The organism is Erythrobacter sp. HA7-11, from assembly GCF_055693605.1.
In genome coordinates this window covers 1625884-1644628 of sequence record NZ_JBVFUF010000002.1, presented here as the reverse complement: position 1 = coordinate 1644628, position 18745 = coordinate 1625884, and the positions used below count along the sequence as shown (strand labels likewise).

Annotated in this window: 15 protein-coding genes, 1 tRNA gene and 4 pseudogenes; 16 read left to right on the top strand and 4 right to left on the bottom strand. The window is 58.6% G+C overall.

Annotated elements, in window-relative coordinates:
* The first annotated feature begins 4 nt into the window (after positions 1-4).
* A pseudogene (rnr, locus tag ACZ1GU_RS08485) lies at positions 5-2318 on the top strand (ribonuclease R).
* Between the two features lie 62 nt (positions 2319-2380).
* Positions 2381-2896: a peroxiredoxin-like family protein gene (locus ACZ1GU_RS08480; protein WP_472647583.1), complete on the top strand. Its 516-nt coding sequence runs from the start codon at positions 2381-2383 to the stop codon at positions 2894-2896.
* 23 nt (positions 2897-2919) lie between these two features.
* Here the strand turns inward: ACZ1GU_RS08480 and ACZ1GU_RS08475 are convergent, their stop codons facing one another.
* Positions 2920-3372, bottom strand: coding sequence for a universal stress protein (locus ACZ1GU_RS08475; protein ID WP_472647582.1), 453 nt, complete (start codon positions 3370-3372; stop codon positions 2920-2922).
* A gap of 121 nt (positions 3373-3493) precedes the next feature.
* Here ACZ1GU_RS08475 and ACZ1GU_RS08470 point away from each other — a divergent pair, with 121 nt between their 5' ends.
* From ACZ1GU_RS08470 to lpdA, 4 genes and pseudogenes are all read left to right on the top strand, one after another.
* Positions 3494-4777, top strand: a complete 1284-nt coding sequence (locus ACZ1GU_RS08470) for a pyruvate dehydrogenase complex dihydrolipoamide acetyltransferase (protein WP_472647581.1) — start codon at positions 3494-3496, stop codon at positions 4775-4777.
* A gap of 86 nt (positions 4778-4863) precedes the next feature.
* Complete coding sequence (locus ACZ1GU_RS08465; protein ID WP_472647580.1) at positions 4864-5292, top strand: hypothetical protein; 429 nt, start codon at positions 4864-4866, stop codon at positions 5290-5292.
* A complete protein-coding gene (locus tag ACZ1GU_RS08460) occupies positions 5285-5671 on the top strand; it encodes an acyl-CoA thioesterase (RefSeq protein WP_472647579.1) in 387 nt (128 codons plus the stop codon). Before ACZ1GU_RS08465 ends, ACZ1GU_RS08460 begins: the two co-directional genes overlap by 8 nt.
* A gap of 188 nt (positions 5672-5859) precedes the next feature.
* Positions 5860-7276: pseudogene (gene lpdA / locus ACZ1GU_RS08455) on the top strand (dihydrolipoyl dehydrogenase).
* Here lpdA and ACZ1GU_RS08450 read toward each other — a convergent pair.
* Both ACZ1GU_RS08450 and ACZ1GU_RS08445 read right to left on the bottom strand, forming a co-directional pair.
* Entirely contained in the window at positions 7273-7641 is a 369-nt protein-coding gene (locus tag ACZ1GU_RS08450; RefSeq protein ID WP_472647578.1) for a hypothetical protein, read from the bottom strand. The pseudogene lpdA and the gene ACZ1GU_RS08450 sit on opposite strands and share 4 nt — an antisense overlap.
* A 27-nt stretch (positions 7642-7668) precedes the next feature.
* Positions 7669-7758 (bottom strand) — tRNA-Ser (locus ACZ1GU_RS08445).
* 83 nt (positions 7759-7841) lie between these two features.
* Here ACZ1GU_RS08445 and ACZ1GU_RS08440 point away from each other — a divergent pair.
* The 10 genes and pseudogenes from ACZ1GU_RS08440 (at position 7842) to mazG (ending at position 17433) form a co-directional block, all read left to right on the top strand.
* Complete coding sequence (locus ACZ1GU_RS08440; protein WP_472647577.1) at positions 7842-8693, top strand: aminotransferase class IV; 852 nt, start codon at positions 7842-7844, stop codon at positions 8691-8693.
* A gap of 48 nt (positions 8694-8741) precedes the next feature.
* Positions 8742-9479, top strand: coding sequence for a sulfotransferase-like domain-containing protein (locus ACZ1GU_RS08435; RefSeq protein ID WP_472647576.1), 738 nt, complete (start codon positions 8742-8744; stop codon positions 9477-9479).
* 78 nt (positions 9480-9557) lie between these two features.
* Positions 9558-10604, top strand: coding sequence for a lytic murein transglycosylase (locus ACZ1GU_RS08430; RefSeq protein WP_472647574.1), 1047 nt, complete (start codon positions 9558-9560; stop codon positions 10602-10604).
* Between the two features lie 50 nt (positions 10605-10654).
* Entirely contained in the window at positions 10655-11830 is a 1176-nt protein-coding gene (locus ACZ1GU_RS08425) for a D-alanyl-D-alanine carboxypeptidase family protein (protein ID WP_472647572.1), read from the top strand.
* Positions 11827-12471, top strand: a complete 645-nt coding sequence (gene tmk / locus ACZ1GU_RS08420; protein ID WP_472647570.1) for a dTMP kinase — start codon at positions 11827-11829, stop codon at positions 12469-12471. Before ACZ1GU_RS08425 ends, tmk begins: the two co-directional genes overlap by 4 nt.
* Entirely contained in the window at positions 12468-13430 is a 963-nt protein-coding gene (locus ACZ1GU_RS08415; RefSeq protein ID WP_472647569.1) for a DNA polymerase III subunit delta', read from the top strand. The genes tmk and ACZ1GU_RS08415 overlap by 4 nt, the downstream gene beginning before the upstream one ends.
* A complete protein-coding gene (metG, locus tag ACZ1GU_RS08410) occupies positions 13423-15027 on the top strand; it encodes a methionine--tRNA ligase (protein WP_472647568.1) in 1605 nt (534 codons plus the stop codon). The genes ACZ1GU_RS08415 and metG overlap by 8 nt, the downstream gene beginning before the upstream one ends.
* A pseudogene (locus ACZ1GU_RS08405) lies at positions 15027-15802 on the top strand (TatD family hydrolase). Before metG ends, ACZ1GU_RS08405 begins: the two are co-directional and overlap by 1 nt.
* Complete coding sequence (locus ACZ1GU_RS08400; protein WP_472647567.1) at positions 15799-16566, top strand: MBL fold metallo-hydrolase; 768 nt, start codon at positions 15799-15801, stop codon at positions 16564-16566. Before ACZ1GU_RS08405 ends, ACZ1GU_RS08400 begins: the two are co-directional and overlap by 4 nt.
* A gap of 72 nt (positions 16567-16638) precedes the next feature.
* Positions 16639-17433, top strand: coding sequence for a nucleoside triphosphate pyrophosphohydrolase (gene mazG, locus ACZ1GU_RS08395; RefSeq protein ID WP_472647566.1), 795 nt, complete (start codon positions 16639-16641; stop codon positions 17431-17433).
* Between the two features lie 6 nt (positions 17434-17439).
* Here the strand turns inward: mazG and hflX are convergent.
* Positions 17440-18733, bottom strand: a pseudogene (hflX, locus tag ACZ1GU_RS08390) (GTPase HflX).
* Positions 18734-18745 lie beyond the last annotated feature (12 nt).

Below are 18745 nucleotides of genomic sequence, written 5' to 3'. Positions count from 1 at the left end.
TTCTATGGCAAAACGTCCCACTCGCCGACCAGTAGGCATGCCGTCAAAGGCACAAATCCTTGAATTCATCCAGACCGCTGATGGTCCTGCGGGTAAGCGGGAGATCGCGCGCGCTTTTGGCCTGAAGGGGCAGGAAAAGATCGCGCTCAAGCGCCTGCTCCGGGATATGGCTGAAGAGGGGCTGATTGACGGCAAGAAGACCGCCTATCACCGGATGGGGGGCGTGCCGAAAGTCACCGTGCTCAAGGTCGTCGAGATTGAAGATGGAGAGGCAATAGCTGTCCCCGAAAATTGGGCGCCCGATGCGCCGGATAAGCCCCCGCGTCTGACAATGAAGGAACAGCGCGGCCCGCGCGGTAAGGCGATGGCGGCATTGAAGCGCGGCGACCGTGTGCTTTCGCGCACCGAAGAGACCGATAGCGGGTGGATCGCGCATCCGATGAAGAAGCTACCCGCGCGCAGCGAAGGCTTGCTCGGCGTGGTCGAGAAGGATGGCAGCGGCAAGGCTTGGCTCGCGCCGGTAGATAAGCGCATCCGCAATTCCTCTCTTATCGCTGATCTGGGCGAGGCCGAGGAAGGGCAGTTGGTGCTGTGCGAGCGGGTAGGGCGGTCGGAGCGCGCGGGCGTGAAGGTGGTAGAGGTCATTGGCGATCCGCTTGCGCCCAAGAGCTTCAGCCTGATCGCGATTGCGAAACACGGCATCCCGCACACTTTCCCTTCCGAGGTTATGGAAGAGGCGGAGCGCGCAACCGAACTCACCCTGTCTGATGAGAAGCGCGAGGACCTGCGTGATCTGCCCATCGTCGCAATCGACCCGGCGGACGCGCGCGACCATGACGACGCGATCTGGGCTGAACCTGATGGCGAAGGCGGCTTCAAGGCGTTCGTCGCCATTGCGGACGTGTCATATTATGTGAGGCCTGGCGGCGCGCTCGATCGCGAAGCACGAAAGCGCGGCAACTCGGTCTATTTCCCGGACCGGGTCGTGCCGATGCTGCCCGAGATTCTCTCCGCCGATGTCTGCTCTTTGCGCGAAGGAGAGGACCGCGCGGCGATGGCGTGCCACTTACGGATCAATGCCAAGGGTAAGGTGACCAGCCACCGCTTCACCCGCGCGATTGTCCGCATCCATCACAACATGCCTTATGAGGACGCTCAGGCGGCGATAGACGGCGGCGATGCGCCCGAATATCTCCAGCATTTGTGGGCGGCGTGGAAGGCGCTGGCGGCGGCGCGGGAAGCGCGCGATCCGCTCAATCTGGAATTGCCCGAGCGCCGCGTTGTGCTTGATGATGCGGGGCAAATTCAGGAAATTGCTGTGCGCGAACGCCTCGATGCGCACCGCGTGGTTGAGGACTTCATGATCGCCGCCAATGTCGCCGCGGCGAAAGCGCTGGAGGCGAAGAATTCGCCCGTCGTCTATCGCGTGCACGAACAGCCGAGCCGGGAAAAGCTGATGGCGCTGCGCGACTACCTCGAAACCTTTGGGCAGAAGCTCGCGCTGGGCCAGGTTATCACGCCGAGCCTGTTCAACCGCATGCTCAAGGATGTGAGCGACGAGGACGAAAAAGCGCAGGTGATGGAGGCGGTGCTGCGCAGTCAGATGCAGGCTTATTACGGCCCTGCCAATTCCGGCCATTTCGGCTTGGCGCTCGGCTCCTACGCGCACTTTACCTCGCCCATTCGCCGCTATGCCGACCTGCTGGTGCACCGCGCGCTGGTGGATGCGTACAAGCTTGAACAATCCAAACCTAGGGTGGGCCTCCCAGAAACCAGCGGCCTTTCGGATCGCGACCGCACCAATCTGCAACAGATCACAGACGCCATCAGCCAGACCGAGAGGCGCGCGATGGAGGCCGAGCGCGATACAATCGATCGCTATGTCGCGGCATGGCTTTCGGGACGCGTCGGCGAGAATTTCGAAACGCGCATTACCGGTGTGCAAAGCTTTGGCTTTTTTGCGACCATTGTGGGGATGGGTGGCGACGGGCTTGTCCCGGTCTCAACGCTGGGTGCAGAGCACTTCCGCTATGAGGAAGCCGCGCAAAGACTGGTCGGCGAGGACAGCGGCACGACCTACGCGCCCGGCGACAAACTCACGCTGCAATTGGCGGAATCCAACGCTCTCACCGGCGCGCTCAAATTCGTACCCGTCGATGCCGATGGCAAGGCGATTGAGCCGCGCGGCAATAGACCGCCGCCGCGCCGCGGCAAGCCGAGCTTCAAAAAGGGTGGGCAAAGGAAGGGCAAGTATATGGCCGGCAAACGCGGCACGACCCGGCAACATCCGCCATCAGGGACGGGGCAAGAAGCGCTAGGCCGCAGCTGATCTCGGAACGGCTCGCACGCTTAGTCATTTGTTTCTCAAAGGAGAAGACAAATGCTCAAGCCCGGCCAGAAGGTCCCGAATCTCGACCTGCCACTGACCATCGATGCCCGTTTCGACCTGTCGAAGCAGGATCCGGAAAACTTCACAATGCTGGTGTTTTACCGAGGTAAGCATTGTCCGGTATGCCGTAACCAGTTGGAGACTCTGTCCGGCAAACTGAATGAATTCACCAAACGCGGAATCAACGTGTTTGCCGTCTCGATGGACAGTCCAGAACGTGCGCAAACTGTGCACGAGGAATGGAAAACGGGCGATGTGCCGCTTGCTCATAGCCTCAGCGAAGAAGACGCCCGTGCTTGGGGCCTCTACATCTCGCAGAAACGCGAAGGCAGCGATGAACCAGAGGTCTTCTCCGAACCAGGCCTGTTTCTCGTCCGGCCCGACGGCTCGCTCTATTTTGCCGCGACCCAGAACGCGCCGTTTTCACGCCCGCCGCTTGACGACCTATTGCAAGGTATCGATTACATTCTCGAAAACGATTATCCCACACGCGGAACGCTGACCTGAGCGAATTATAGCCGCAATCACGTCTATGCTTCGTGCTCGGCTGCGGTCTCATCATAGTTGTTGGGAATGACATATAGCGGGCAGGGCAGATCGCCCGCATGCGCTGAAAAGTGCGTAACCAATGGGCCCGGAGCGCTGCCCGACGCCGCGCCAAGCACCAAGGCTGCGACTTCCTGATGCGCTTTGAGGAATTCGCTCACAATCTGCTGACCTTTGCCGACTTTCACCGAGATAGTCGGCATAATTCCGCTTTCTGCGAGCAGATTGCCGCCGATGCCGTGCGCCAGCATCTCCGCGCGGTCATGAGCTTCCTGCTCGATCGTCGCCTGCACCGCGCCAAATGCGCTGACGTTCTGCTGAGGGACCAAAGCGAGGATGTGCACGGAACCTTGCACCGCCACCGCGCGGCGCGCCGCATAGCGCAAGGCAGCGCGCGCCTCTTCGCTTTCATCCATCACAACCAGAAATGTACGCATAGATTTGGCTCCCCTCACGGTGGTATCCAATCAAATGGTTTCGTATGCAAGGTCTTGCCCGCGCGGGCCGAATTCGTCACACGGGATTTGCAACGCATGACCTTAGGGAATTGACCACTTTATGCCGATTGAACTGAAGATGCCCGCTCTGTCGCCGACGATGGAAGAGGGGACGCTCGCCAAATGGCTGGTGAAAGTGGGTGATGAGGTCAGCTCTGGCGACATCATGGCCGAGATCGAGACCGACAAGGCGACGATGGAGTTTGAAGCGGTCGACGAAGGCACGATTGCGCAAATCCTCGTCGATGAGGGCACTGAGAACGTAGCCGTCGGCACGGTTATCGCGATGCTTGCCGAGGATGGCGAGGATGCCAGCGATGTCGCAGCGCCGAGCGGCGACGCCGCGCCTGCGTCCGCTCCCGCGAAAGAGGAAAAGCCTGCTGACGAGCCTGCTGCAAAACCGGCTCCCACCGCGAAACCGGCTGCTGCCGCCAAGCCCGCTTCATCATCTGATCGCGTGATCGCTTCGCCTTTGGCCAAGCGGATAGCCGAGCAAAACGGCGTGGATCTCGCGGGCATCACCGGCTCTGGTCCCAATGGGCGGATCGTCAAAGCCGACGTAGAAGGCGCGAAATCTGGTTCTCCGGCGAAAGCCGATGCTGCGGCCGCGCCAGCCGCAAAACCAACGCCTTCAATCGCTCCCGAAGATGGTGGTGCACCATACGAAGAGGTCAAACTCAACAATGTGCGCAAGGTTATCGCGCGGCGCCTGACCGAGGCGAAACAGCAAATTCCGCATATCTATTTGACCGTCGACGTGCGGCTCGATCCGCTACTCAAACTGCGCAAGCAGCTAAACGAGTCGCTCGAACCAGATGGCGTGAAGCTGTCGGTCAATGATCTGATTATCAAGGCCCTGGCGCGCGCGCTTCAGCGTGAGCCGCAATGTAATGTGTCATTCCAGGGCGATGTGATGCACCAGTATTCGCGCGAAGACATTTCGGTCGCGGTGGCAGCGCCTTCTGGCCTCATTACGCCGATCATCAGGGACGCCGGACGCAAGGGTCTCGCTGAAATCTCGACCGAGATGAAAGAGCTTGCGGGCAAAGCGCGCGATGGCAAATTGCAGCCGCACGAATATCAGGGCGGCACGGCTTCGCTGTCTAATCTCGGCATGTTCGGGACCAAACAGTTCGATGCAGTTATCAATCCGCCGCAGGCAATGATCCTTGCCGTTGGCGCAGGTGAACAGCGACCTTATGTGGTCGACGGCGCGCTGGACGTGGCGACCGTAATGAGTGTTACGGGCAGTTTTGACCACCGCGCGATTGACGGGGTGGACGGTGCAAAGCTGCTCGACCAGTTCCGCAACCTGATCGAAAACCCGATGGGGCTGGTGGTTTGACCCCTCAAGCCATCGCTAATAACTCCTCCGCTCGCCTGGGAGGGGAAAGCCAAAGCCTCAGGGCGCAGAGCTCGCCGCTTTAGCCGATGACCCAGTTCGATATCCCATCGGTGATTATAAAATTCTTCGTCATCGCATTTGCGGCGGCAATTGCGGCTTGGTTGCCGGTTGCGATCTCAATGTTTGTTGAGGTTGGCATGGGTTGGGGCGATTACAGCCCGATGGATTATTCAGCCGGAGTGTTCTCAGTCGCTCTGATGGGCAGCTATGTGGTCGGATTTCCTATAGCAGTTTTGATTTTCCTTCTTTCGGCTAAGCATTTGGTTCACAAACCCTCCACTCTCGTTTTGATTACCCTGCTTGCTTCGGTTGTCATGCTAGTCGCCTCGTTCGCGATCGGCGATGCAGGGGCGATGCTGGCCTTCGGTTTGCCAAGCGTCGTGGCTGCGATCACCTATGCAATATTGGGTCATCTTTGGATTATCCGCCCGGTCAGGGAGGGGCGCGATGTCTGACCTACAGCCTCTGATCCGAGCGACGGCCATGCCGAGCGATCTCAACCCTTACGGCGGGGTGTTTGGCGGGTGGTTGATGGCACAAATGGCGCTTGGTGCGGGGTCACTTGCGAGCCGAGTGGGCAAGGGCAGAGCAGTTGTTGTGCATGCGAGCGACTTCACTTTCCCCGGCGCGATGGAAGTCGGCGATGAGCTTTCCGTCTATTGCGAGGTCACGAATACCGGCAATACGTCGCTCACCATTCTGGCCAAGGGCGTCGCGCGCGAACGCAATGGCGAAGCAATCACCAAGGTTTCTGAAGGCACGTTCAAATTCGTGCTTCTCGACGAGAATGACCGGCCCCGAGCCGTCGGCGCGGTGGAGGCGAGCGATGGCTGATCGCTTTCCTATAGCGGCAAAATCATGGCAGAGAATCTCCGAGATCGCGTCTCCAACATCACCAATTCGCCGTTTTGGAATTCTTCAACAAAAACAGCGTGCTTTTCTGCCTTTGGACCGTGTAACATGCGGTCCATGTCTCGGGTCAAAACGCGCTTCAACACCTCACCTCCCCAAGGACATACTCAATGGCTAATCCATCCTATGACGTGATCGTGCTCGGTTCGGGCCCTGGCGGCTATGTGGCGGCGATCCGCTGCGCGCAGCTCGGGCTGAAGACAGCGATCGTGGAGCGCGAGAACCTGGGCGGCATCTGCCTCAACTGGGGGTGCATCCCTACCAAGGCGCTGCTGCGCTCGTACCGAGATCAAGCACTACATGGATCATGCTTCGAATTACGGCTTGAAGGTCGCAGGCGCGATTGAGGCTGACCTTGATGCGGTGGTGAAGCGCAGTCGCGGCGTTGCCAAACAGCTCAATCAGGGCGTGACGCACCTGATGAAGAAGAACAAGATCACGGTGCATATGGGGGAGGGGACGCTGACCGGACCGACCTCGCTGACCGTGAAGGGCGACAAGGGTGAGGAGAAGCTCACTGCCAAGCATGTGATTGTGGCCACCGGTGCGCGCGCTCGCGACCTACCGTTTGCGCCTGCCGATGGGAAGCGGGTTTGGACCTATCGCCATGCCATGGTCCCGCCCGAGATGCCGAGCAAGTTGCTGGTGATCGGATCGGGCGCGATCGGCATCGAGTTTGCGAGCTTTTACAACGACATGGGTGCCGATGTGACCGTGGTCGAGATGCTCGATCGCGTGGTGCCGGTCGAGGATGCGGATGTCTCGGCCTTCCTCGAGAAGTCGCTTATCAAGCAAGGCATGACGATCATGACCGGCGCAGGCGTCGAGGATCTGAAGGTCGGAGCGAAGGGCGTCACCGCCAAGATCAAGGGGAAGGATGGCAAGGTCCAGACGACCGAGTTCAGCCATGTCATCACCGCTATCGGCATTCAACCGAACACCGAGGATATCGGCCTTGAAAAGCTGGCCGAGATGGATCGCGGCTTTATCCGGATTGACCCGATGGGACGTACCAAGTCGAAAGGGCTTTGGGCGATCGGCGATTGCACACCTGGCCCTTGGCTGGCGCACAAGGCGAGCCATGAGGGCGTGACCGCTGCTGAGGCTATCGCGAAGGAACTCGGCAATAAGGATGTGCATCCGCATCCGCTTGATCGCAACAACATCCCGGGTTGCACCTATTGCCACCCCCAGATCGCCAGCGTCGGCTTGACCGAGGCCAAGGCGAAAGAGGCGGGGCATGAGGTGAAGGTCGGAAACTTCCCCTTCATCGGCAATGGCAAGGCGATTGCGCTGGGTGAAGCGGAAGGCTTCATCAAGACGGTGTTCGATGCGAAGACCGGAGAGCTGCTCGGCGCGCACATGATCGGCGCGGAAGTGACCGAGCTGATCCAGGGCTACACAGTGGGCAAGCAGCTAGAGACAACGGAAGCTGAACTGATGCAGACGGTGTTCCCGCACCCGACTCTGTCAGAGATGATGCATGAAAGCGTGCTCGACGCGTATGATCGGGCGCTGCACTTCTAGGCCCAGCGCTTGACCGCCTCGACGGTGTCACTTGGCGACGAGTTGAACGCGATGCGAGCGTTTGGTGCGAGTTTGTGGATGAGGTTGAGGAGCCTCTCGAACAAAAGGAACTGGTCATCGTCCTTGCGCACACCAGCGCCGATCATGACGACGTCGAAGCTGTTGTCCTTTAGGAGCTGCTCGGCTTCCTTCGCCCCTTCGTCACCGGTCTTGATGAAGCCGATGGTAAGATCAAAGCCTTCATTCTCAAGCGCTCGCTCGGTCGCGCGCGTCCCTTCCATCAGCTTCTCGGGCGAAAGGTCCGGCCACTTATCCCAGTCAACGACATCCGGGTGAAGGCCAATCAGTACAACCTTCTTGCCCATGACGCACCTTTCCAATGAGGGAAACTGTGGCGGACAGTCAGGGATTCGAACCCTGGAAGGGCTTGCACCCTTGCCGGTTTTCAAGACCGGTGCATTCAACCACTCTGCCAACTGTCCGTCGGAAAGGCTCGCTAGCGCCACATTTCGCTGTTGTCACCCTCAAAGCGCACCCTAAAACGCAGCAATGGCAAAAGGGACCCATGATTTCGCGGTACGACCCGCGCAACGACACCATTCTGATCAACGTCAACGGCGAGCTGGTTCCGCGCGCACAGGCTAGTATTTCCGTCTTCGACAGCGGTTTCATGCTTGGTGATGGCGTGTGGGAAGGCCTTCGCGTCCACAAGGGTAAGATCGCGTTTCTCGAAGCGCATCTCGATCGATTGTTCGAGGGTGCAAAGGCGATCGCGATGGATATCGGTCTCTCCTGCACGGAGCTCTCTGACCGCCTCTACGCCACCATTGATGGCAATGGGATGCGCGAAAGCGAGGGCGTCCATATCCGCCTGATGGTCACGCGCGGCATCCGCTCGACGCCCTATCAAGACCCTCGCGTGGTAATCTCGCCCGCGACGATCGTGATTATTCCGGAATACAAGGCCGCACTGCCGAGCACTGTCGAGAACGGCATCAAGCTCTTCACCGTGCATGTCAGGCGCGGCGATCCGGCTGTGCAGGACCAAAAACTCAACTCACATTCGAAATTGAACTGCATTACCGCCTGCATCCAGGCGACGCAGGCGGGCGCGGATGAAGCGCTGATGCTTGATCCGCACGGCTTCGTTGCGACCTGCAATTCCACCCACTTCTTCATCGTGCGTAACGGAGAAGTGTGGACCTCCAGCGGCGACTATTGCCTTGGCGGGATCACGCGCTCAAACGTGATTCAGATTTGCCGAGAGCAAGGGATCCCGGTCTTCGAGAAGAACTTCTCGCTGACCGATGTCTATGGTGCTGATGAGGCTTTTGTCACCGGAACATTTGCGGGTGTCGTCCCAGCGACTGAGGTTGACGAGCAAGATCCTAACGAACGGCAGAGGCCCAACGGTTGAGCGTCTGCAAGGGCACTACCGTGATTTGATCGACCGGGATGTCGCCGAATGAGCGCAACGGTACGAATTGCGATGTGGAGCGGTCCGCGCAACATCTCGACCGCGATGATGCGCAGCTTTGGTTCTCGCGCGGATTGCGCCGTCAGCGATGAGCCATTTTATGGAGCATTTCTAAAGGCGAGCGGCGAGCCCCATCCGATGGCGGTCGAAACGATTGATAATATGGATTGCGGATGGGAAAGCGTGCTTGCGACCCAATCAGGAGCGCTGCCAGAAGGTGCAGCAATCTGGTATCAGAAGCATATGCCGCACCACATGATCGGACCAGTCGACATTCGCGATATGCCCAATCACCGCCACGCTTTTCTGATCCGCGCGCCCGAGAGGGTAGTAGCCAGCTATCGCGCAAAGAACGAGTTGCGGCGCGCCGAAATGCTCGGCTTTGCGCAATTGCGAGAATATTTCGAAATTGCTGCCGAACTAAGCGGAAAGACGCCGGTTGTGGTCGACTCCGATACCATCCTCGCTGATCCGTCGAAGACGCTGAAAATACTTTGTGAACGCCTTGGCATTGCTTGGGATCCGGCCATGCTTTCGTGGTCCAAAGGGCCGCTCCCCGAAGACGGAATTTGGGGCGCACATTGGTATGACAAGGTCAATGCCTCGACCGGGTTTGGTTCGGCTCCCGGCCCCATCCCCAAACTCGCCGGGGAATATCATGAAGTCGTGCGGCAATGCCGCGAAGACTACGAGTATTTGCTGGAGCATGCGCTGAAGGCGGAATAGCGCGCTATCAATGACTTCTGTCGATTAGGACCAATTCGATAATTGGCAATTCATGTTCGCTGTGTGATGAAGCAAGTCATGGCATCAAATCGCATCGCACTTGTCGCCGCCGCTGTATTCGCGGCTTTGGGTAGCCCATCTGTTCCGAGCCCTGCTTTGGCGCAGCAGACGGCGAGCAGCCAGCAATCCTTTGATGCGTTTATGGAAACGCTTAAATCTCGTGCACGTGCTGAAGGTGTGAGCGAGGCGACAATACGACGGATGACCTTCGGCCTTACACCCAATGATCGCGTAATATGGCTGGACCGTGGTCAGCCAGGCAGCCCGACGCGGCGCGGTTACCCGGCAATGGCACCTTATATTGCAACCCATGTAAACAGCACGCGTATCGCTGGCGGGCGCAATGTTTACGCGCAAAACCGCTCGACTCTTCGCCGTATCTCGGCCGAATACGGTGTTCCGCCTGAGGTCATCGTCGCGATCTTCGGCCATGAGACAAGCTATGGCCGGATCCGCGGAAATTTTGACCTTTCGCGAAGCCTTGCAACGCTCGCTTGGGAAGGCCGCCGCCGCGAATTGTTCTCTGGCGAATGGGTCGCTCTGATGAAGGTCGCCGACAAGGGATATTCGCGCGATCAGCTTGTGGGCAGCTATGCCGGAGCGTTCGGTAATCCGCAGTTTCTGCCGTCGGTGTATTTGCGCTTGGCCGAGGATGGCGATGGCGATGGCCGGGCCAATATTTTCACCAATCGCGCTGACACATTCGCTTCGATTGCAAATTACTTCAAAGACGCAGGCTGGCGCACAGGCCAGCCTTGGGGCGTGCGCGCCTCCGTGCCCTCAGGCTTTAACGTCGACGCCTACAAGACCGAACTGCGCGCTCCCGTTTGCCCGCGCGTGCATGAACGACACAGCCAATGGAAGACGGTTCGCGAATGGCGTGAGCTCGGAGTGCGACCGCAACGCGTAATCGCCGATGACACGCTTGTCTCGTTGTTCCAGCCAGACGGACCGGGGCGGCCTGCTTGGCTGCTCACCGGCAATTACCGGGTCATCCTCGAGTATAACTGCTCGAACTACTACGCGATGAGCGTCGGCCTGCTTGCTGACGAGATAGTGAACTAAGCCGCTAGCCTGCCTCGCCAAGGGAAATTGCACCGGCTATAGCTGCGCGCGTGAGGATTTTCGCGAACAGGATCGGTTGGACAGGCGGAGCTGCACTCGCTCTTGCAGCGTCGAGTGTCGCTGTGAAGGCGCAGAATACTCTGCCCGATGGCGTGCCGACTGACGCCGAAGCGCCCATTGCGCTACTGGTCGATGTGTCATCCGGTCAAGTTCTACATTCTCGCAATCCTGATCGCAGGTTCGTACCTGCATCGATGACAAAGGCGATGACGACGTTTCTCGCCTTTGAATTGATGGGGGAGGGGCTGCTCGATCCCAAGCAATTGATGCGGGTCAAGTTCGACACCTGGCAGGAATGGAACGGGCAGGGCTCTACCATGTGGCTGCCTGCTGATGCCAACGTCCGAGTCGATGATCTGCTGCGCGGGATCACGACTGTCTCTGCTAATGATGGCTCGATTGTGCTGGCCGAGGGATATTCCGGATCGGTCGAAGCGTGGACTGCGGCGATGAACGACAAAGCGCTGTCGATCGGCATGACCAACAGCCGCTTCGGCACGCCTAATGGTTGGCCCGATGAAGGTAAGACTTTCACGACAGCGCGTGATCTGGTGACCCTGGGCGATACGATGATCGCGAAGCATCCAGTGAAGTTTGCCAATTACGTCGGGCAGCGCGAGTTTCGCTACAACGACATTACGCAGGCCAACAAAGATCCGATTACCGGGCGCGTCGAAGGGGCCGACGGTATCAAGACTGGCTACACCAACGAATCCGGTTTTGGCTTTCTTGGCACGGCAAAGCGAAATGGCCGGCGGCTGGTGATGGTGATTGCCGGGGCTCGCACGCAGGCTGAACGCGCGCGTTTGTCACGCGAATATCTCGAATGGGGCTTTAGCGCTTTTGATGCTCGGCGCGTGTTCAACGAGGCAGATGTCGTTGGCACCGCCCGCGTGCAAGGCGGATCGACCCGTAAAATCGACCTTGTAACGGATCGCTCTGTCTTCGTTGCCATACCCGAAGGGAGCAGCGGCGAAGTGACCATGTCGATTGCCTATGATGGTCCCTTGCGCGCGCCCTTCGCTGAGGGGGACCGTGTGGCCGAGCTTCGCATCGAGGTCGACGGAATGCCGCCTGCGAGCGTCCCTCTGCTCGCGGGCCAGACCGTCGACCAAGCCAATCAGTTTGATCGCTTGGTGAACGGTTTTGCCGGGTGGGTTTCATGAGCGCGCGGTCCGGTCGTTTCATTGCGCTTGAAGGCGGGGAGGGGGCTGGCAAGTCCACGCAGGGCCGTTTGCTGGCAGAGGCACTAAGAGCGCGCGGATTGGAGGTTGTGGAATCGCGCGAGCCTGGCGGGACACCGGGCGCAGAGGCGATCCGCGAATTGCTGCTCAATCCACCTGGCGAGGGCTGGGGTGCAGAGGCTGAGGCGCTGTTGTTCGCCGCCGCGCGCGCCGATCATGTGGCTCGCGTTATCCGTCCAGGCATCGCACGCGGTGCTTGGGTCATCTGCGACAGATTTGTCGACTCAAGTCGCGCCTATCAGGGCGGGGCAGGGCATATCGGCGATGACGCAGTGCAGACACTCCACGCGATCGGCAGCGGTGGATTGCGGCCTGACCTCACAATCCTGATCGAGGTTGACGATGGGCGTGTCCAAGCACGGCTCGCTGAGCGTGATGGTGATGAAAGCGATGCCATTGGAGGGCGCGACAGCGCCTACCATGCGGCGGTCGCGGCTGCTTTCCGCGCATTTGCCGAACGCGATCCTGATGGCTTTGCGGTGATCGATGGCGACGGGTCGCTAGAGGAAGTTCACGCGCGCATCATGGCCGCGTTAGACCCGCTATTGGACGCGCCAGCATGAATTGGCCCAATCACGATGGTCCTTGGAGGCAATGGCGCGATGCGATGGCGGGCAGCCGCATGCATCACGGGTGGATTTTGGCGGGCAAAAGCGGTCTCGGCAAACATGATTTTGCGCAGGTTGCCGCGCGCGAATTGGTCGCCGAGGAAGGCGTGCCACAGCCCGCTGGCGATCACCCGGACATTCTAACGCTCACGCATCTTCCCAAGGACGACAAGGAAGAGAAGAAGCGCGACGAGGGCAAGCCCTACCAGACGAAGCGCAATATCTCGGTCGCACAGATCCGCGCGATGCAGAAACGGCTGACGACGCGGCCGACGCTCGGTTCGCGCCGCGCCATCATCATTGATCCTGCCGACGATATGGAGACATCGGCGTCTAACGCTGTGCTCAAAAGCCTCGAAGAGCCCCCCGAAGGCACGTTCTTCCTTCTGGTAACGCATCGGCCATCGCGCTTGCTGCCGACCATCCGTTCGCGTTGCCGGGTGCTGCGCTTTCCGGTGCTGGGCACCCGCCAGATCGCGCAGATGCTCAGCGAGCAGGGCGGGGAGAGCAATCCGGCTGCGATTGAAGCCGCGCGGCTCGCCAGCGGAGGTTCATATGGAGCTGCCTTGCGATTTATTGATCAGGATCTCGCTCCAATTGCCACTGCGATAAGCCAATTACTGCGTGAGGGCGACCCAAGGTTCACCCATCGAGGCGAACTCGCCAAGCTGATCGGCGGCAGACCAGATCGCGAGCGACTGCAAGCCGTGCTCGAACTCGCCCAAGCTATCACAGCGCAAGCAGCGCGCACGGCCGAGCCAGCGCAAAGGCTCGCGTTGATTGAGGCGCATGGCGAATTGGTCGCGCTCGCAGGCCAAGCGCCAACCTTCAATTTCGATGCCGGATTGCTGGCGATGGAGATCGGAACCTTGCTTGTCGCGGCGGCTCCCGCTAGCGCTCGGGCAAATGTCTGACCTCGATACTTCTCCCTATTACATCACCACCGCGATCAGCTATCCCAATGGCCGACCGCATATCGGCCACGCCTATGAGGCAATTGCTGCCGACGTAATCGCGCGATTCCAGCGCATGCAGGGGCGCGACGTACGCTTCCAGACTGGAACCGACGAGCACGGCCTAAAAATGGCGCGAAAAGCCGAAGAACAGGGTCGCACTGCGCGCGATTTGGCCGATGAAATGGCGGGCTATTTCCAGGACATGTGCGACGCGCTTAACGTCAAATATGACCGATTCATCCGGACGGTTGAGGAAGACCATCACCGAGCCAGCCAAGCGATCTGGCGGGCGATGGAGGCCAAAGGCGACCTCTACCTTGACCGTTATGAAGGTTGGTACTCGGTCCGCGATGAAGCCTATTATGACGAAAGCGAGCTCGTCACCGGCGAGGGAGGTGAGAAACTCTCACCGCAAGGCACGCCGGTCGAATGGACGGTGGAGGAAAGCTGGTTCTTCCGACTGTCAAAGTATCAGGATAGGCTGCTCGAATTGCTGAAAACTCCGGGCTTTTTGGAGCCTACGAGCCGCCGCAACGAAATGATCGCCTTTGTCGAAGGTGGCTTACGCGATCTCTCGGTCAGCCGCACCAGTTTCGACTGGGGCGTGAAGGTGCCGGGCAGTGACGATCACGTCATGTATGTCTGGGTCGATGCACTGACCAATTACCTCACCGGTTTGGGCTATCCTGACGATACCGAGAATATGCGCAAATTCTGGCCTGCTGATTTGCATTTGATCGGCAAGGATATCGTGCGCTTTCACACGATCTATTGGCCCGCGTTTCTGATGAGCGCGGATCTGGCTTTGCCCAAGCAGGTGTTCGGGCATGGGTTTCTGCTCGCACGCGGCGGCGAGAAGATGAGCAAAAGCGCGGGCAATGTGGTTGATCCGTTGGCCTTGGCCGAGCAATTTGGCGTCGATGCCATGCGCTATTTCCTCATGCGCGAAGTGGCGTTTGGGAAAGATGGCAGCTATTCGCCGCAGGCTATTGTCGAGCGCACGAACGCAGAATTGGCCAACAGTTTTGGTAACTTAGCGCAGCGCACGCTCTCCATGATTCACAAGAATTTGGATGGTGTGCTCTCGCCGTATGTGGACGAGGAAGCGTCAGGCGTCGAAGGAACCACGATCGGAGTTGACAGCGGTTTGATGCTTTCAGTCTTTGCCGGCGCACAATCCCTGCGTGAGCAGTTTGAAGGTTTGAACTTTAGTGTTGGCCTTGAGCGCTGGATGGCGGCAGTTTTTGCTTGCAACCAATACGTAGATGAACAAGCTCCTTGGGTTCTACGAAAATCCGATCCTGAACGAATGGCAGCTGTTCTCATGACGTTGTTCCGAGCCGTCCGAACACTTGCAATCGCGCTCCGTCCTGTTTGTCCAACGGCAACCGACAACCTTCTCGATCAGATGGGGATACCGGCTAACGAGCGGGATTTTGCAGCAATCGAAGAGCACGGATGGTTTCAGCGATTGATCGATAGCGGCTTTAAATTGGAGAAACCCCAAGGTGCATTCCCCCGGCTCGAACTGCCTGTGGAAGAGGAAGCCGAGTGATGCTCGTCGATAGCCATTGCCACTTGGAATATAAGGGCGTGATCGAGGATCAGCAGGGTGTTCTGGCCCGCGCTCGCGAGGCTGGCATCGGCGCGTTTCTCAATATATCTACCAAGAAAAGTGAATGGGATCAGGTCGTTGGCACGGCAAGTCGTGAAGGTGATGTGTTCGCCAGCGTCGGAATTCACCCGCATGAAGCGGATAAGCACGCCGACCTTACGCGCGGCGATTTGTTGGCCGCAACTGACAATCCCAATGTCATTGGAATCGGTGAAACCGGGCTCGACTATTACTACGAGCATTCTGACCGCAAGACGCAGCAACGCCTGTTTCGCTTGCACATCGATGTCGCGCGCGAAGTGCAATTGCCGGTGATCATCCATACGCGCGATGCCGAAGAAGATACGTTGGCAATCCTCGAAGACGAGTTGGGGAAGGGGCTTTCCCGGCGCTGATCCACTGTTTTACCGCCTCGGCGGAGTTTGGCGAGAAAGTGCTCGGTCTCGGCCTGTCGATCTCGCTTTCGGGCATCGTAACATTCAAGAATGCCAAGGACTTGCAGGAGGTCGCTAAGACGGTTCCAGCGGACCGGCTCCTGGTTGAAACCGACAGTCCTTTTCTTGCGCCCGTGCCGCACCGTGGCAAGCCATGCGAACCGGCATACACGGCTGATACCGCCCGTTTCGTGGCCGAGTTGCGCGGTGAAGATCCGGCGAAGCTGGCTGAACAAACCACTGCAAACTTCAAACGCTTGTTCAGCAAGGCAGCTTTGTGAAGCTGATCATGCTGGGTTCGGGTACGTCGACCGGCGTACCGCGCATCGGTGATGATTGGGGCGATTGCGACCCAAATGAGCCGAAAAACCGCCGCACGCGTGTTTCAATCATAGTCGAAAGCAATGACGGCTCACGCATCCTGGTCGACACCTCCACCGATTTGCGCGCGCAAATGCTCGCCAACAAAATCGACAAGGTTGACGCTGTATTCTGGACGCATGATCATGCGGATCATTGCCACGGCATCGATGACCTGCGCGTCATGCGATATGGGCGCGGCGGGCCGATCCCGGGATATGCGGGCGAGGATACAGCGCGGCAGCTCCGCAAACGCTTCGGCTATGTTTTTGCAGGACAGGAAGGTTATCCGACGATTGCGAAACTTGAGACGCTCGAGAATCTTCGCATGGCTGCAGGTTTCGGTGTCGATTGGTGTCAGATGGAGCATGGTCCAGGCGAAACGACTGGTTATCGTTTTGAGGCGGATGGCAAATCGATTGTCTACGCGACAGACTTCAGCGCGATTTCAGACGAGATGATTGAAACATTCGAGGACGTGGACATTTTGGTCAGCGATTGTTTGCGGCGCGAACCGCATCCAACCCATGCGAATTTGGCGATGGCATTGGAGCTTGCGGAGAAATGCGGAGCAAAACGTCTCGTGCTGAGCCATCTCGACAAGAGCATGGACTACCAGACATTGGTCGAGGAGACGCCAGATCACGTGGTGGTGGGCTATGATGGGCTGGTGATAGAGCCATGAGCGCTAATTCAGGCTGTGAGCCAACTTAACATAATATATATTATCAATCTTATATTACAGGAAGTGCCCGAGGTGAACCAGGCTCCCCCATCGTCATCAGCGCTCCAATCATCGCAGATCGATCGCCTGCTCAGAATCATGGCGCGTTTGCGCGATCCAAAAACCGGTTGCGAATGGGATGTCGCGCAAAGCTTTGAGACGATTGCGCCGTACACGATCGAAGAAGCCTATGAGGTTGCAGACGCGATCGCTCGCGGCGACATGGCTGAACTAAAGGACGAACTTGGTGATCTGCTGCTTCAAGTCGTGTTTCATGCTCAAATGGCTGCCGAAGCCGATGAATTCAGCTTCGAAGACGTCGCGAAGGCAATCTCTGACAAGATGGAAGCGCGTCACCCGCACATATTCGGCGATGAAGGCGGGTCGATGGGCGAAACGCGCTGGGAGAACCTGAAGGAAGCCGAACGCAGCAAAAAAGGCTCGACAAGCGCCATGGATGGTGTTGCGCTGGCCCTGCCAGCCTTGATGCGGGCGCAAAAGCTCCAAAAACGGGCCGCACGGATCGGCTTTGACTGGCCCGACACCGCTGGCCCCGCAGCCAAAGTTTACGAAGAAATACAGGAGCTTGAAGCTGCTTCTTCGGGCGCTGAGAAGGTCGAAGAGGCTGGCGACCTGCTTTTCGCGGCGGTCAATTACGTGCGAGCGCACGGCATCAGTGCGGAGGATGCGCTGCGCTCAGCCAATGCGAAGTTTGAAAAGCGCTTCCGTGCGATGGAAGACATGAGCGGCGGCATATTCGCCGAACTTTCTCTGGATGACAAAGAAGCGGCCTGGCAGCAAGTGAAATCGAGAGAAAAGGGCGCATAGCGCGCCCTACAGCGTTTCGTACTGGCCAAACTCTTTCGGATTGAGCCGAACGGTGAGTTGCCGCAAGGGCCCCTCCTCTCCCTCGCCGGCATCATTCTCGTCCAGCACGTCGCCATGCGCGTGAAGCCAAGCGATGCGCCGTACCGTCACTCGCTGGCAGAGTAACCGTAATCTCGCGCGCTTTCTGCGTGAGCGTATCTGCAACCAGCGCCAGCAGATCGTCCAGGCCTTCGCCCGTCATGGCCGAAATGGCCGCGCAAGTCGGGTCAGCTTCGGCCTGGGAGCGTAGTTCGTAGGCGCGCTCCGAATCGGTCAGATCAATCTTGTTCCAAACTTCGAGGATCGGAATGTCGCTTGCACCCGTTTCAGGGTCGACCACGTCCAGATCACCAAGGACCTGCATAACCTGCTTTTTTTGAGCGCTGTGCGCGGCATTCGCCATATCGCGCACATGCAGAATGATGTCGGCGCCTGTTACCTCTTCCAAAGTGGCTCGGAATGCCGCGACGAGCTGCGTTGGAAGATCAGAGATGAACCCCACCGTGTCCGACAGAATGGCCTTTTCAACACCGGGCATGCTAATCGCGCGCATTGTGGGATCTAGCGTGGCAAAGAGCAGGTCTTCTGCCATCACCTCTGCACCGGTCAAGCGATTGAAAAGTGTTGATTTTCCTGCGTTGGTGTAGCCGACGAGTGCGATGACTGGCCACGGTGCCCTTCCCCTGCGATCGCGATGCAACTGCCGGGTTTTACGCACTTGTTCAAGCTCGCGGCGCAAACGGCCCATCCGCTGACGGATCATGCGTCGATCGGCCTCGATTTGGGTCTCACCCGGGCCGCCGAGAAAGCCGAAGCCGCCGCGCTGCCGCTCTAGGTGGGTCCAACTGCGCACAAGGCGACTTTGTTGATAATCGAGATGCGCGAGTTCGACCTGCAAGCGCCCTTCAGCTGTTGCCGCGCGTTCTCCGAAGATTTCGAGAATTAACCCAGTGCGATCAATAACTTTGCGCTTTAACTTGTCTTCAAGGTTGCGCTGCTGGAGCGGCGTAAGCGCGCCATCCACGATGATCAGCTCAGCCTCGTGCTGTTCGCACCACACCTTGATGTTTTCGACCTGCCCCGAACCGAATAAAGTGTTCGGCTGCATTTGACGAATAGTGAGGATTTCCGAGTGCGCAATGACAACACCGATGGCCAGAGCGAGGCCTTGCGCTTCGTCTAGGCGCTCTGCTGCGTCCAGATCATAGCGCAGCGTCCTGATATCCGGGCATAGGATCAAGGCCCGCGCACCGCGGGTCACCTCATCCTGCAA